Below are 14,793 nucleotides of genomic sequence, written 5' to 3' on the forward strand. Positions count from 1 at the left end.
GCAGCGGACGCCGGTCCTGGACCGGCGGTCTGGGTCCAGCTTAGGTCACACGCATTTCGGTGACGTGACCGGAACCACCGGAACGGGCCTGCCGATCTGCCCGTTCCCGGCATTCCCGGGGCGGGAACGGACAGCGCCACGCGCTATGCTGTATAGGACCTTCTTCCGCGCCCGCAACTGCTGCGCCGACCGTCGCCGTGTCGGCGACGCGCGGGCGCCGGGCCTCCTCGCGCACCGAGCGGGGGACACCACCGCAACCGGGAGCAATGATTTCGTGAACTCACTCGAGACGTCGAGCACCGCAGGAGGACCGGTCCTCGGCACCGAGCACGAGCGTGGTGCGGCGGCCTCCCGTCCCGGGGGCCGGATGACGTTCTCCCGGAAGCTTCGGGCCTACGTGGCCCTCATGAAGCCGCGGATCATCGAGCTGCTGCTCGTCGCGACCGTCCCCACCATGATCTTCGCCCAGCAGGGCATGCCCGACTTCTGGCTGATCCTCAACACCCTCGTGGGCGGCACGCTCGCCGCGGGGGCCGCCGGGGCGTTCAACTGCTACATCGACCGGGAGGAGGACCGGGTGATGCGGCGGACGGCCAAGCGTCCGCTCGTCACCGGTGAGGTCACCGACCGGGAGGCCCTCGTGTTCGCCTGGGTCGTGGCGGTCGTCTCGGTGGTGTGGCTGGCGGTGGGCGTCAACGTCCTCGCGGGCGCGCTCGGGGCCGCGGCCATCTTCCTCTACGCCGTGTTCTACTCGATCGTCCTGAAGCGGCGCACCGCCCAGAACATCGTGTGGGGCGGGGTGGCCGGGTGCATGCCCGTGCTCATCGGCTGGGCCGCGGTGACGGGCGGCCTCGACTGGCCGGCCCTCGTGCTCTTCCTGTTCATCTTCCTGTGGACCCCGCCGCACTACTGGCCGCTGTCGATGAAGTACGCCGACGACTACTCCCGCGCGGGGGTCCCCATGCTGGGGGCCGTCTCCAGCGCCCGGACCGTGGGCAGCCAGGTGGTGCTCTATGCGTGGGCCACGCTGGTGTGCTCCCTGCTGCTGGTGCCGGTCGGCGGCGCCGGGTGGGTCTACACGCTGACCGCCCTCGGCGCGGGCGCGTGGTTCGTGCGGCACAGCCACAAGCTGCACGCCCTCGCCGTGGCCGGCCGGCCGACCGACAAGCAGGCGATGTACGTGTTCCACGGCTCGATCGCCTACATCACGTTCGTCTTCCTCGCCCTGGCCGTGGACCCGTTCGTGGGCGGTCCCATCCTCTGAGCCCGGCGCGGCGCCCGTGCCGCCCCGGGGACCGGCCCGTCCCCGGGGCGGTCCTAGGATGGACGCATGCTCAGCATGACCTTCACCGGGCTCGTGGCCTATCCGATCACCCCCTTCCAGCCGGGCGGCCGGCTGGACCTGGAGTCCCTCGAGCGCTACGTCCGCCGGCTGTCCCGCTCCGGGGTGGACTCGGTGGTGGTGCTGGGCAGCTCCGGAAGCTTCGCGTACCTCTCCGGCGACGAGCGGGCCGAGGTCGTGCGCGTGGCGGTGGAGGCCGCCCGCGGCTCCGGGGTGCCGGTGGGCGCCGGGATCTCGGCCATGACCACCCGCGAGGTCCTCGAGATGGCCTACGCCGCCGAGAACGGCGGGGCGGACGGGCTGGTGCTCAACCCGCTGTCCTACATCCCCCTCGTGTCCCAGGAGATCGCCGACCAGGTGGAGACGGTGGCCGCGGCCGTGTCCCTGCCGCTGTGCGTCTACAACAATCCGACGACGACGGGCTTCAGCTACCCGGTGGAGCTCGCGGCCGAGCTGTCCTGGCTGGAGAACGTGAACGCCTTCAAGGACACTGCCGGCACCCCGTGCGAGTACGCCGAGCGGCGGGCCCGGTTCGCGGAGCTCGCCGAGCCGGGGACCGCGCACGGGGTCAGCGGGGAGCGGCTGCTGCACGAGGCGGCGCCGGACGCCGCCGGGTGGCACTCGGGGATCGCGGCGGTGCTGCCGCGCCAGTACGCCGCCTTCCGCGCCGCGGTGGTCGAGGGCGACGAGGAGGCCGTGCGCATGTGGCAGGCCGCTCTGGCCCCGCTGCTGGAGATCCTGCGCCAGGAGCGCCCGCTCAGCTCCCTCTACGCCCTCGCGGAGGTCTGCGGGGTGAGCACGGCCCCGCCCCGGCGGCCGCTGCTGCCCATTCCCTCGGCCAGCCGTCAGCGGCTGGCGCAGGCGGTCGAGGAGCTGCTCGACGAGGCCCCCGACGAGCGGGCCTGAGCACGCTCAGCCGCGGGCGGGAGCCTCGGCGACCGGCTGGTCCGGGGCGGCGCGCACGACCGCGTCCGGGGTTCGGGTGAGCGCGAAGCCCTTCTCCACGGTCCGGGCCGCGGCCCAGACCAGCGCCGCGGAGCCCACCAGGTGCAGGGCCACCGCCACGATCGGCAGGCCGTTGAAGTACTGGTAGTAGCCGATCAGCGCCTGCAGCACGAGCACGGCCAGCATCACGTGCAGCGCCGACGCCACGGGCACGGGCCACCGCCGGCGCCGCGCCAGCACCAGCCCCGCGACCACGGTGACGACGATCAGGTACACCGGCACCGCGTGGGCCCGGGTGATCAGGTACGCGTCGAAGGCGTGCCGGGCGCTGGAGTCGTCCCCGCTGTGCGGACCGGTGCCGGTGACCAGGGTCCCCAGGTAGAGGATCAGGGCGGTGAGCACACCGAGGGTCACCACGAGGGTGCGGATCAGGCGCCGCTGGCTCAGGGCCTGGCCGGGGCGCTCGGCGTCGCGGACGGCCGGCAGGGAGCGTCTGCGGGTCCGGTTCACCAGAACGGCGGACAGGGCGATCATCGCGCTGGAGATCAGGTAGTGGATGCCCACGAGCCACGGGTTCAGGCCGGTGTGGACGACCACTCCTCCGACCACGGCCTGCAGCGGGATGGCCAGACCGAGCACCAGGGCGATGAGCATCAGGTCCCAGTGCCGGTGGCCCAGCCGCAGCACGGCCAGGAACGTCAGGACCGCCACGAGCGCGAGCACGAAGGTGAGCAGTCGGTTGCCGAACTCGATCACCCCGTGCAGGCCCATCTCGGCGGTGTTCGTCCAGGACTCGTCCGTGCAGCGGGGCCAGGTGGGGCAGCCCAGGCCGGAGCCGGTGAGCCGCACCAGCCCGCCGGTGAGGATCAGCAGCGAGTTGGCCAGCAGGGAGGCCACCGCCATCCACCGCACCCACGGGGTGATCCGGGTCGGCATCAGGAACCTGCCGTCCGCTCGGACGTCGGCGTCGGTGGGGTCGCTGGCGGGGGTCATGGCTTCACTTCCGGACGGAGGGCGGCGGGTGCGATTGCCGTCCCAGTTTATCCGCCTTCGCCCCGCTCCGCGCACGGGCGGGAAGCGCACGGAGCGGGGAGCGGCGCCCCCGGGCACCGGGGCGGCGGCTCCCCGGCACCCCCGGGCGGGCAGCCCGGCGGCACCCCGGCCGTCCCGCTCGCCGGGCCTTCCGCGCCGCTGGGCGGCGCGCCGTCCCGTCCGGGACCGGACCGGCGGTCAGCTCCAGCGGAACCAGCGCACCGCGGCGACCCACGCGGCGGCGGCCCAGACGGCGAGCACCAGCAGCGGCAGCAGCGTGGGCCCACCCGTGAGGAAGGTCTCCCGCATCGCGGTGCCCAGCGCCCCGGAGGGCAGCAGGTCCACCAGCCAGGACAGCGCCGGCGGCAGCGTGCGGGAGGGGAACAGGGTCCCGCCGACCGCCGCGAGCACCACCCAGACGAGGTTGGTCACGGCCAGGGTCGCCTCGGCGCGCACGGTGCCGGCCAGCAGCAGGCCCAGCCCGGTGAAGGCGGCGGCGCCGAGCAGCAGCACCGGCACGGAGACGAGCACCGCCACCGGGTCCGGGCGCCACCCCAGGGCGGCGCCGAGGGCCCCGACGAGCACGTACTGCACCGCCAGCACGGCCACGATCGCCACCAGCTTGCCGGTGATCAGCCCGCCGCGGCCCAGGGGCGTGGTCGAGAGGAAGCGCAGCACGCCGTAGCGGCGGTCGAAGCCGGTCTGGATGCCCTGGCCGGAGAACGCGTTGGAGAGCACGCACAGGGTGAGCACGCCCGGCACCGCCACGTCCACGCGGGTGAGCCCCGGCGGGACCGCGGCGTCCAGCAGGTCGGTGAGGGTCAGCGCCACGAGCGCCATCAGCGGCAGGATCACCAGCAGCAGCAGCTGTTCGCCGTTGCGCAGCATGGTCAGGGCCTCGTAGCGGGACTGCGCGGCGACCCGCCGGACCAGGGGGGCTGGGTCCGAGCGCGGGGGCGTGGCGCGGGGCTGGGCGGGTGCGGTCATCGGATCTCCCGTCCGGAGATGTCGAGGAAGACGTCCTCGAGGGTGCGGGGCTGCAGGGACAGGGACTCGGGCAGGGTCCCGGTGGCCGTGAACCAGCGGGTCACCGACTCGAGCTGTCCCGGGGTGAGCCGGCCGGTGAGCGTGACCGTGCGGTCGGAGCGGTTCGCGTGCACCTCCTCGAACCCGGGTCCCTCCCACGGGAAGGGACCGGCCCCGGACTGTTCGGGGGTCAGGGTCAGGGCCAGCACGGCCGGGGCGTCCGCGCCGGGGGCCACCAGCTCGGCCACGGAGCCCTGGGCCATGACCCGGCCGTGGTCGACGATGTAGACCTGGTCGGCCAGCCGCTGGGCGTCGTCGAGCAGGTGCGTGGTCAGGATGATGCACACGCCTTCGCGGCGCAGCTGCTGCACGAGGTCGAAGACGATGTTGCGGGACTGCGGGTCCATCCCGGCCGAGGGCTCGTCCAGGAACAGGACCTCCGGATTGCCCGCCAGGGCGGCCGCCAGGGCCACCCGCTGGCGCTGGCCGCCGGAGAGGCGGCGGACCACCGTGCGGTCGAAGCCGTTGATGCCGAGCCGCTCCACGAGCGAGTCCATGTCCCGCGGGCTGCGGTAGAGGGAGGCGACGTGCCGCAGCAGCTCCAGCGGGCGCACCGCCTGTGGCAGTCCGCCCTCCTGGAGCATGACGCCCACCCGGGCGCGCAGTTCCGGACCTGCCTGCCACGGGTCCTGCCCGAGCAGACGGACGGCGCCCGCCGAGGGCCGTTGCAGGCCCTGGGCGCACTCCAGGGTGGTGGTCTTGCCCGCGCCGTTGGGCCCGAGCAGCGCCGTGATCTCGCCGTGCCGGGCGGTCAGGGAGAGGCCGTCGACGGCGTGCACCGCGTCCGCCCCCTGCTCCGGACCCCGGCGGGGGCGTCGTCGGCGGGCGGGGAACTGTTTGACGAGGCGCTCGATCGCCAGCGCGGGCGAGGACGCGGGGGGACTGTGGGCGGGCACCGGACCAGTGTAGTGGTGCGCGCCGCCGCCCCGTTCCCCTTGGTCCCGCCGCCCCGGCGGGTTATTATGAATAGGTCGGGATTTCCGGGGCGGGCCCGGGTAAGGCTGAACTTACTGGCCGCACCGGAATGAATAACGACATACTGAGGTTGTGTATTCAGTGAGCCCCCGCGCGGGGGGCTTCGCGCAGCACACCACCTTCCACCCCACCTCCGATCAGGAAGCGCACGGTCCACCCATGACCCACACCACGGACGCCCGGAGCCTGTCCCGCTCCTCCGGCGGACCGCGGGCGGAGCAGGAGGAGAACACCCGCTCCCGCGTGCTGGGGGCCGTCCTGGAGCACGGGCCGGTCTCGGCCGCCGACCTCGGCGACATGCTCGAGCTCACCCCGGCGGCCGTGCGGCGCCACCTCGACGCCCTCGAGCAGCAGCACTACATCGAGGTCACCATGGTCCGCCGCCGCACCGGCGGCGCCGGCCGCCCCGCCCGCCGCTACGTCGTGGCCCCCGAGGGCCACGCGAAGCTCGGCGACGACTACCTCGAGATCGCCACCGACGCCCTGGAGGCCATCCGGCGCGTCGCGGGCCCCGACGCCGTGCGCGAGTTCATCCAGGAGCGCGTGGACCGGCTCGAGGCCGCCTACCGGCCCGAGGTCGAGGCCGCCGGGCCCGAGGTCGCCCAGCGCCTGCCGGTGCTCGTGCGCCTGCTGAGCCAGGACGGCTTCGCCGCGTCCACGAACGAGGTCGCCGTGGGGCGCGGGGACCAGCGCACCATCGTCTCCGCGCAGCTGTGCCAGGGCCACTGCCCCGTCCGGGAGCTGGCCGCCCGCTACCCGCAGTTCTGCGAGCTGGAGACCGAGCTCATCGCCCGGCTGCTCGGCACGGACGTCCGCCGGCTCTCCACGCAGGCCGCCGGCGCGCACGTGTGCACCACGCACGTGCCCCTCGCACGGCCCGGACCCGCCGCGGCCCGGACGACCACGGACCACCCCACAGACCAGACAACAGAGGAAGGCCGTCATGACTGAACAGATCGCCAGCGGCAACGACACTGTCATCGCCGACATCCTGGAGAAGAACCCGGAGCTCGAGGGCATCGGCACCTACGAGTACGGCTGGGCGGACTCCGACGTCGCCGGCGCCTCCGCGCGCCGCGGCGTCAACGAGGAGGTCGTCCGGGACATCTCGGCCAAGAAGAGCGAGCCGCAGTGGATGACCGACCTGCGGCTGAAGGGCTTGAAGTTCTTCGACCGCAAGCCCATGCCCGCCTGGGGCGCGGACCTCTCCGGCATCGACTTCGACAACATCAAGTACTTCGTGCGCTCCACGGAGAAGCAGGCCCAGACCTGGGAGGACCTGCCCGAGGACATCCGCAACACCTACGAGAAGCTCGGCATCCCCGAGGCCGAGCGCGGCCGGCTCGTGGCCGGCGTCGCCGCCCAGTACGAGTCCGAGGTGGTCTACCACCAGATCCGCGAGGACCTCGAGGAGCAGGGTGTCATCTTCATGGACACCGACACCGCTCTCAAGGAGCACCCGGAGTTCTTCGAGGAGTACTTCGGCACGGTCATCCCGGTGGGCGACAACAAGTTCGCCTCGCTGAACACCGCCGTGTGGTCCGGCGGCTCCTTCGTCTACGTCCCCAAGGGCGTGCACGTGGAGATCCCGCTGCAGGCCTACTTCCGCATCAACACCGAGAACATGGGCCAGTTCGAGCGGACGCTGATCATCGCGGACGAGGACTCCTACGTCCACTACATCGAGGGCTGCACGGCGCCGATCTACAACTCCGACTCGCTGCACTCCGCCGTGGTCGAGATCATCGTCAAGAAGAACGCCCGGGTGCGCTACACGACCATCCAGAACTGGTCGAACAACGTGTACAACCTGGTGACCAAGCGCGCCATCGCCCACGAGGGCGCCACCATGGAGTGGATCGACGGCAACATCGGCTCGAAGGTGACCCAGAAGTACCCGGCCGTCTACATGACCGGGGAGCACGCCCGCGGCGAGACCCTCTCGATCGCCTTCGCCGGCGAGGGCCAGCACCAGGACACCGGCTCGAAGATGGTGCACATCGCGCCGAACACCTCCTCGTCGATCGTCTCGAAGTCCGTGGCCCGCAACGGCGGCCGCGCCGCCTACCGCGGTCTCGTGCAGGTCCGCGAGGGCGCCAAGGGCTCGAGGTCCAACGTGGTCTGCGACGCCCTGCTGGTCGACACGATCTCCCGCTCGGACACCTACCCCTACGTCGACATCCGCGAGGACGACGTGTCCATGGGCCACGAGGCGACCGTCTCGCGGGTCTCCGAGGAGCAGCTGTTCTACCTCATGCAGCGAGGCCTGGCCGAGGACGAGGCCATGGCGATGATCGTGCGCGGCTTCGTGGAGCCGATCGCCCGTGAGCTCCCCATGGAGTACGCGCTCGAACTCAACCGCCTCATCGAACTGCAGATGGAAGGATCCGTTGGCTGACATGTCCAAGCTGAACGAAACGATTCGCAACGCGGCGGAGGCCGCCGCCTCCGCCGCCACCGCGGTGGCCGACAAGGCCGTCGGCACGGCCAAGGACGTCTACGACAACCTGGGCGAGAAGGTCGACGGGGTCCCGACCGGGGACGGGCGCGTCGCCATCCCGGGCATGGACCAGGAGGGCGAGCGGCTCGCCCGCGACAAGGTCGAGAACGACACCCTCGTGCGGGAGTCCGCCCGCGGCGGCAGCGCCGAGGGCCCGGACTCGTCCCGTGCCGGGCGGCAGACGTCCTACGACGTCGCGGACTTCCCGAAGATCACGGGCAAGGAGGAGGACTTCCGGTTCACCCCGGTCAAGCGCCTCAAGGGCCTGCACGCCGACGCCCTCACCGGCCCGGCGCCGGCGGTGACCGTGGACTCCGACGCCGTGCGCGTGGAGACCGTCGGCCGCGACGACGCCCGGATCGGCAGCGCCGGCATCCCCGAGGACCGGGTCTCCGCCAACGCGTGGAGCAGCGTCACCGAGGCCACCGTGCTCACGGTGCCGCAGGAGGCCGAGATCGCCGCGCCCGTCCTCGTGGACATCCACGGCACGGACGCCACCCCGGCGGCCCAGCACCTGGTGATCGACGCCCAGCCCTTCTCCAAGGCGCTCGTGGTGCTGCGCCACCACGGCAGCGCGGTGCTCTCGCAGAACGTCGAGTTCCGCGTGGCCGACTCGGCCAACCTCACCGTGGTGACCCTCCAGGAGTGGGACGACGACGCCGTGCACGCCTCTGCCCAGCAGGCGCGCCTGGGCCGGTCGGCCTCGTTCAAGCACGTGCTCGTCTCCCTCGGCGGTGACCTGGTGCGCGTGACCCCGTCCACCCGCTTCGACGCCCCCGGCGGCTCCGTGGAGATGTACGGCCTCACGTTCGTGGACGCCGGCCAGCACCTGGAGTCCCGGCTGTTCGTGGACCACTCCCAGCCGCACTGCACCTCGCGCGTGACCTACAAGTCCGCGCTGCAGGGCGAGAACGCGCACGGCGTGTGGGTCGGCGACGTCCTGATCCGCGCCACCGCGGAGGGCACCGACACCTACGAGCTGAACCGGAACCTGATCCTGGGCGACGGGCCGCGCATGGACTCCGTGCCCAACCTGGAGATCGAGACCGGCCTGATCGCCGGGGCCGGCCACGCCTCCACCACGGGGCAGCTGGACGACGAGCACCTGTACTACCTCATGTCCCGGGGCATCCCCGAGGACGAGGCGCGCCGGCTCGTGGTGCGCGGCTTCCTGTTCGAGATCCTCCAGCAGATCGGTGTCCCGGACATCGAGGAGCGGCTGCGCGAGGCCGTCCAGGACGAGCTCGCCTCCGCCAACCACTGAGCCCTTTCCCCACACTCTTTCCGACCACAGGAGAACCATCCATGGCAACTCTCGAGATCAAGGACCTGCACGCGTCCGTCGTGCTCGACGACGAGACCACCAAGCCGATCCTCAAGGGCGTGAACCTCACCATCAACTCCGGTGAGGTGCACGCGATCATGGGCCCCAACGGGTCCGGCAAGTCCACCCTGGCCTCGACCATCGCCGGGCACCCCAAGTACGTCGTCGACTCCGGCCAGGTCCTCCTGGACGGCGAGGACGTCCTGGAGATGTCCGTGGACGAGCGCGCCCGTGCCGGGCTCTTCCTGGCCATGCAGTACCCCGTGGAGATCCCGGGCGTGACGACCTCCAACTTCCTGCGCACCGCCAAGACCGCGATCGACGGCGAGGCCCCTTCCCTGCGCACGTGGACGAAGGACGTCAAGGCTGCCATGGAGCAGCTGAAGATCAGCCCGGACATGATCCAGCGCAACGTCAACGAGGGCTTCTCCGGCGGTGAGAAGAAGCGCCACGAGATCCTCCAGCTCGAGCTGCTCAAGCCCCGGATGGCCCTGCTCGACGAGACCGACTCCGGCCTCGACGTCGACGCGCTGAAGGTCGTCTCCGAGGGCGTCAACCGCGCCCTGGAGACCAACGACATGGGCGTCATGCTGATCACCCACTACACGCGGATCCTGCGCTACATCAAGCCGCAGTTCGTGCACGTGTTCGCCGACGGCCGCGTCGTCGACGAGGGCGGTCCCGAGCTCGCCGAGCGGCTCGAGAACGAGGGCTACGACCGCTACCTCGCTCCCGCCAAGTAAGCGCCGCGCCGACCAGCACCGAAAGGAGGCCAGCGATGGCCGACACCCCTGCTGAGACCCCCGTCGACACCTCCGAGGCCCCTGCGGGCCGGCTCTCCACGGAGGAGGTCGAGGAGGCGCTCAAGAACGTCATCGACCCCGAGCTCGGCGTCAACATCGTCGACCTGGGCCTGCTCTACGGCTCGCGGTGGGCCGAGGACGGCGCCCTGATCCTGGACATGACCCTCACGACTGCGGCCTGCCCGCTGCAGGACGTCATCGAGGAGCAGGTCGAGCAGAACCTCGGTCCGCTGCTGGACGAGTGGCGGGTCAACTGGGTATGGATGCCGCCGTGGGGTCCCGACCGGATCACCGAGGACGGCCGCGACCAGATGCGGGCCCTGGGCTTCAACATCTGATCGTCCTCCCGGCACGACCACGGCGCCCCGCCCACCTCGCACGAGGTGGGCGGGGCGCCGTCGTCCGTCCGGCCTCGCCGGATCAGTTCTCGCAGTTCACCTCCGTCTCGGCCTCACACCGATCCGTGCCGTTGCCGCCGTTCGCGGTGTCGGTGCCGGGACCACCGATCAGACGGTCGTTGCCGTTCTGGCCGTTGAGGGTGTCGTTGCCGGCGCCGCCGTTGGCGGAGTCGTTGCCGTTGCCGCCGTTGACGGTGTCGTTGCCGTTGCCTCCGTTGAAGGTGTCGGCGCCGGCGCCCCCGGTCAGGACGTCGTTGCCGTTGCCGCCGTCGAGGATGTCGTTGCCGTCGGCGCCGTTCAGGAGGTCGTTGCCGTTCTGGCCGTTGAGCCGGTCGTTGCCGTTGCCGCCGTTGAGCGTGTCGTTGCCGTTGTCCCCGTTCAGGGTGTCGTTGCCGTCCCCGCCGTTGAGCGTGTCGTTGCCGTTGCCGCCGTTGAGGGTGTCGTTGCCGTTGCCGCCGTTGAGGGTGTCGTTGCCATTTCCTCCCCTGAGGACGTCGTTGCCGTTGCCGCCGTTGAGCGTGTCGTTGCCGCTGGCCCCGTTCAGGCGGTCGTTGCCGGCGCCGCCGTCGAACCGGTCGTTGCCGTTGCCGCCGTTGACGGTGTCGTTGCCGTTGCCTCCCCGCACCGTGGTCGGAACCGTCACGTCCAGGGTGACACTGTCGTTGCCGTTGCCCGCATTCACATCGATCGAGGACACACCGGAGGTCCGACAGGTCACGGCAGCCGTACCGTCGGACCTGCACCCTGATCCCGGGTTCACGGTGCTTCCCGGCACCGCAATCCTGTAGCGCTCGACGCCCTGCCTCAGGACCACCGTGACTCTCACGTCGTTGGACTGTGCGTCGCCAGTGACTTCCAGGACCCCGTTGTCGATCCGCACGCCGGTGTCGGCGTGCGCCGGTGCCACGCCCACGAAGAGGGAGGCCCCGGCCAGTGCGCCGGCCGAGAGGATGCTCGCCGACCTCCGCCGGACGATCTGCCGAGCTCCGACCCCGCGAGGAGGCCGGCTTCCCTGCGTGGGGGCGTGCGCATGCGAGTCAAGAATGCTGCTCATGACAATTCTCCGTGCTCTTGGTAAGAAAAGGACCGACGTCGATGACCGATGCCGTCCGGGACTATTCCTGCTGGCTTCTCCTTCCGCATTGCGGGGCGTGCTGGATTGCCTTGATCACCCGGTCCGAGGGTGATGTCCGTATTGGGACAGGGAAATACGAATGCGGGTCTGACAAGGGATAAGGGTGTCAGTGTGGTCGATGGGTCCACATCGCCGCATCAACAAGGCCGAGCCGCTCGTATTCTCCGGAATATCGTGTGCGCGTCGGCGTCGAAAGCTTTTCCGAGGGTGCCTCGGTTCCGCAATTCGGTGTTTACAGGCTAGCTCGGTTCCAACCCATGAAAAGTAAAGCTTCTGTCACAGATCAAGGTCGAAACCGTCTCCCACCAGGGCCGACGCCCGCAGCGCCGTGCAGCGGCTGCCGTCCCCGTTCCGTCCGCGAGGGCACGCGGGGCCACCGCCTCGGGCGTCGATGCCGGCGTCCCGCGGGCGCGGGCGGGGAAACGTTGCGGCATACCGCCCCTCCGGCGCGGCCTGCTCCTACACTGCGGTCATGGTCCAGACCCTGATGTTCGGGCTCGTCGCCTCCAGCGCCCTGGTGATCGGCGCGCTGGTCGGGGTGCGCTTCGAGCTGCCGAAGCGCCTTCTCGCCATCCTGCTCTCCTTCGCCGCCGGGGCGCTGATCACCGCCCTGGCCTTCGAGCTGTTCGAGGATGCCTACGAGCGCGGGGGCATCGGTCTGGCCGTCGGCGGACTGTTCGCCGGGGCCGTGGTCTTCACCGTGCTCAGCGCCCTGCTGGACCGTTGGGCCCAGCCTGGTCCCCGGTCCCGGGATGCGGAGCGGCAGCAGGGCAGCGCCAAGCTGGACCCGGACGCCGCCGCCGACGACAAGGCGCCCACGGCGGCGTCGGCCGGCGGTGCGGCTGGCCTGGCCCTGCTCGCCGCCGTCACCCTGGACGGGGTGCCCGAGAACGTGGCCCTGGGCGTCTCCCTCACCGAGGGCACCGGGGGCCTGGCCCTGCTCGCCGCGATCTTCGTCTCCAACCTGCCCGAGTCCCTCGTGGGGGCCGCCTCGATGCGGGAGCAGGGCATGGCGAGAGGCCGGGCCGTGCTGCTCTGGACGGTCTGCGGGGTGCTCCTCGTGCTGGCCGTGCTGCTCGGCGCGGGGCCCCTGGCCGGGAGCGATCCCCAGACCATCTCGCTGCCGCTGGCCTTCGCCGCCGGCGCCGTGATCGCCTCCCTGGCCGACACCCTCATGCCCGAGGCCTACGAGCACGGCGGTCCCGCGGTGGCCCTGAGCACGGCGGCCGGCTTCGCGCTGTCCTTCGCGCTCTCGCTGGCCTGAGCCGCCACGCCTGCCGCCCGACCCCGGAGGCACTCCCGAGCGGCGACGCCCGGGTGCTGTGGTCGTCGTGTCCCGCATTCACGATCGCACCCGCCGTGGCAGAGTCGGCATGTGAGCACCGAGGAGAAACGCATCGCCGTGCTGATCGACGCCGACAACGCTCCGGCGTCGAAGATCGATGTCGTCCTCGCGGAGGTGGCCCGGCACGGCGCCGCGAACGTGCGGCGCGCCTACGGCAACTGGAAGAGTCCCCGTCTGCAGCAGTGGGAGGCGGTGTTGCACACCTATGCCATCCGGCCGATCCAGCAGTTCGCCTACAGCGCGGGCAAGAACGCCTCCGACATGGCCATGGTCATCGACGCGATGGACCTGCTGCACGCTGGTTCTGTGGACGGATTCGCCGTTGTCTCCAGCGACGCCGACTTCACTCCTCTGGTGATGCGCATCCTCACCGGGGGGGCGAAGGTCTACGGCTTCGGCCAGCAGCAGACGCCGGCGCCCTTCGTCAACGCCTGCTCGCAGTTCACGTATGTGGAGGGACTGGGTACGCCGACGCCGGAAAGTTCAGCGGCGGCTCTGGCGCGGATGCCGCAGCAGAGTCTGCGCGGCGACACCCGGCTCGTCCAGATGCTGCGCAGCGCCGTCGACGCCGCCGGCGGGGAGGACGGGTGGGCGCATCTGGGGGCTGTGGGCAGCCAGATCGCCAACCAGGCGTCCTTCGACGCCCGGAACTACGGCTACGCGAAGCTCAGCGAGCTCATCGAGGCCACGGGCCTGTTCGACGTCCGGCGCCAGCACCTGACCGTGTACGTCCGGGACGGCCGCAGGGGATGACGGCGCGGCACCGCCTCGGCCCGAACGCTGCACCCGCTCGGTGCCGCCGCTGTGTCCTCCGGAACGACGGACGACGACCGGAGCATCCGGCCAGGTGCGGTGCGGAGCTTGGCCGGGCCGGTGGTCCCGCAGGGCACGACACAATCCGACTCGTGCCGAGCGTGCGGAGGCCGTGCATCGGATCACGCGCCGGGTTCGGTGGCCGGCGCCGTGTGTTCTGTCTCGGACTGCCGCCTCCGACCTGCGGCGATGTCCGCCCCTCGCGCGGGGAATTCCTGACCGCCCCGGCAGGCCCGCATCAGGCGGTGTGACGGGCGTCTGCAGTCGTGGACAGGACAGGGGGCCGGTGCTGAACTGACGGGTAGCAAGCCCGCCGGGCTGGCACGTGAGCGGGCAGATCCCAAACCCGGGGACTGCCGCGTCGACCGAGGAGGACCGTCCGATGGAACCGTGGATCTGGATCGTGCTGGCGATCGTGGTGCTGGCACTCGTCGTGCTCGCGCTGGTGGGGGTCGGCAAGAAGAAGCGGGATCACCAGGCCGCCGTGGAGCGCCGGAACCGGGAGCGCGCCGCCGACCTGCGGGCCCGCAGCGAGGAGGAGAGCCTGGCCGCCCGGGAGCAGAAGGCGGACGCAGAGGCGGCTCGGGCCGAGGCCGAGAAGGCCCGGATCGAGGCGGACCGGATCGAGCAGGAGGCCCGGCGGCGGGCCGAGGAGGCCGACCGCGCACGCGAGGAGGCGGAGGCCCACCGGCGGGAGGCCGCCACACTGGACCCGGACGGGGAGCGCACCGACCAGGCCGACCACACCGACCGCGCCGAACGCGACGAGTGGTCCGAGGGGTCGCACGAGGGTGCCAGCCGCCAGGAGCGCGAGGCGCCCGGGCAGGACGACTCCCGCCTCGACGACAGCCTCCGGGACCAGCGTTCCGTCGCGCCCGGGAGCAGCACCGACGCCGAGGAGCGTCCCCGCACCTGACCGGCTCGTCGAGACCCGCACACCGGCAGCCGACGTCGGACCCGACGCCGGCCGCCGGTCCACGCAGTTCAGCAACCCGGTCCGGGTGTACTGCCACCCAGTTCACCACTGGACCGTCCCGCCAACGCCGAGTCCCCCATGGGCTCGCAATTCCCCCCGATCAATCCGGGGGGATTGCG

General features: G+C 71.4%; 14 protein-coding genes. 10 read left to right on the forward strand and 4 right to left on the reverse strand.

The genetic code is table 11. The features are described 5' to 3' along the window. Positions 1–367 precede the first annotated feature (367 nt). Both PU704_RS04770 and PU704_RS04775 read left to right on the forward strand, forming a co-directional pair. On the forward strand, positions 368–1,264 hold the full coding sequence (locus PU704_RS04770) for a heme o synthase (RefSeq protein WP_047802744.1): 897 nt from the start codon (positions 368–370) through the stop codon (positions 1,262–1,264). Positions 1,265–1,330: 66 nt separating this feature from the next. Continuing rightward, on the forward strand, positions 1,331–2,248 hold the full coding sequence (locus tag PU704_RS04775; RefSeq protein WP_277550408.1) for a dihydrodipicolinate synthase family protein: 918 nt from the start codon (positions 1,331–1,333) through the stop codon (positions 2,246–2,248). Between the two features lie 6 nt (positions 2,249–2,254). On the opposite strand, the gene PU704_RS04780 is transcribed toward PU704_RS04775, so the two are convergent. The 3 genes from PU704_RS04780 to PU704_RS04790 form a co-directional block, all read right to left on the reverse strand. Then, positions 2,255–3,280, reverse strand: a complete 1,026-nt coding sequence (locus PU704_RS04780) for a COX15/CtaA family protein (RefSeq protein ID WP_277550409.1) — start codon at positions 3,278–3,280, stop codon at positions 2,255–2,257. Between the two features lie 237 nt (positions 3,281–3,517). Continuing rightward, positions 3,518–4,306, reverse strand: a complete 789-nt coding sequence (locus PU704_RS04785) for an ABC transporter permease (protein WP_277550410.1) — start codon at positions 4,304–4,306, stop codon at positions 3,518–3,520. Then, entirely contained in the window at positions 4,303–5,301 is a 999-nt protein-coding gene (locus PU704_RS04790) for an ABC transporter ATP-binding protein (RefSeq protein WP_277550411.1), read from the reverse strand. Before PU704_RS04790 ends, PU704_RS04785 begins: the two co-directional genes overlap by 4 nt. 238 nt (positions 5,302–5,539) lie before the next feature. Between PU704_RS04790 and PU704_RS04795 the strand changes: the two genes are divergently transcribed. The 5 genes from PU704_RS04795 (at position 5,540) to PU704_RS04815 (ending at position 10,345) form a co-directional block, all read left to right on the forward strand. After that, the gene (locus PU704_RS04795) at positions 5,540–6,331 is read left to right on the forward strand and encodes a helix-turn-helix transcriptional regulator (RefSeq protein ID WP_277550413.1); all 792 of its coding nucleotides are present in this window, start codon (positions 5,540–5,542) and stop codon (positions 6,329–6,331) included. Then, on the forward strand, positions 6,324–7,778 hold the full coding sequence (sufB, locus tag PU704_RS04800) for a Fe-S cluster assembly protein SufB (RefSeq protein ID WP_047802738.1): 1,455 nt from the start codon (positions 6,324–6,326) through the stop codon (positions 7,776–7,778). Before PU704_RS04795 ends, sufB begins: the two co-directional genes overlap by 8 nt. Positions 7,779–7,944: 166 nt before the next feature. Further along, the gene (gene sufD, locus PU704_RS04805; protein WP_277550524.1) at positions 7,945–9,144 is read left to right on the forward strand and encodes a Fe-S cluster assembly protein SufD; all 1,200 of its coding nucleotides are present in this window, start codon (positions 7,945–7,947) and stop codon (positions 9,142–9,144) included. Positions 9,145–9,185: 41 nt separating this feature from the next. After that, the gene (sufC, locus tag PU704_RS04810; RefSeq protein WP_047802737.1) at positions 9,186–9,947 is read left to right on the forward strand and encodes a Fe-S cluster assembly ATPase SufC; all 762 of its coding nucleotides are present in this window, start codon (positions 9,186–9,188) and stop codon (positions 9,945–9,947) included. A gap of 35 nt (positions 9,948–9,982) precedes the next feature. Continuing rightward, entirely contained in the window at positions 9,983–10,345 is a 363-nt protein-coding gene (locus tag PU704_RS04815) for a metal-sulfur cluster assembly factor (RefSeq protein ID WP_047802736.1), read from the forward strand. Positions 10,346–10,427: 82 nt separating this feature from the next. Here the strand turns inward: PU704_RS04815 and PU704_RS04820 are convergent, their stop codons facing one another. Beyond that, complete coding sequence (locus tag PU704_RS04820; protein WP_277550420.1) at positions 10,428–11,312, reverse strand: calcium-binding protein; 885 nt, start codon at positions 11,310–11,312, stop codon at positions 10,428–10,430. A gap of 700 nt (positions 11,313–12,012) precedes the next feature. Between PU704_RS04820 and PU704_RS04825 the strand changes: the two genes are divergently transcribed. The 3 genes from PU704_RS04825 (at position 12,013) to PU704_RS04835 (ending at position 14,614) form a co-directional block, all read left to right on the forward strand. Then, positions 12,013–12,804 (forward strand): ZIP family metal transporter, encoded by a 792-nt coding sequence (locus PU704_RS04825; RefSeq protein ID WP_277550421.1) that lies wholly within the window; start codon positions 12,013–12,015, stop codon positions 12,802–12,804. Between the two features lie 111 nt (positions 12,805–12,915). After that, positions 12,916–13,638, forward strand: coding sequence for an NYN domain-containing protein (locus tag PU704_RS04830; protein WP_277550423.1), 723 nt, complete (start codon positions 12,916–12,918; stop codon positions 13,636–13,638). A 442-nt stretch (positions 13,639–14,080) separates the two neighbouring features. Then, the gene (locus PU704_RS04835; protein WP_277550424.1) at positions 14,081–14,614 is read left to right on the forward strand and encodes a hypothetical protein; all 534 of its coding nucleotides are present in this window, start codon (positions 14,081–14,083) and stop codon (positions 14,612–14,614) included. The last annotated feature ends 179 nt before the right edge of the window (positions 14,615–14,793 follow it).

It is taken from the genome of Kocuria oceani (assembly GCF_029524215.1).
Lineage (GTDB): Bacteria > Actinomycetota > Actinomycetes > Actinomycetales > Micrococcaceae > Kocuria > Kocuria oceani.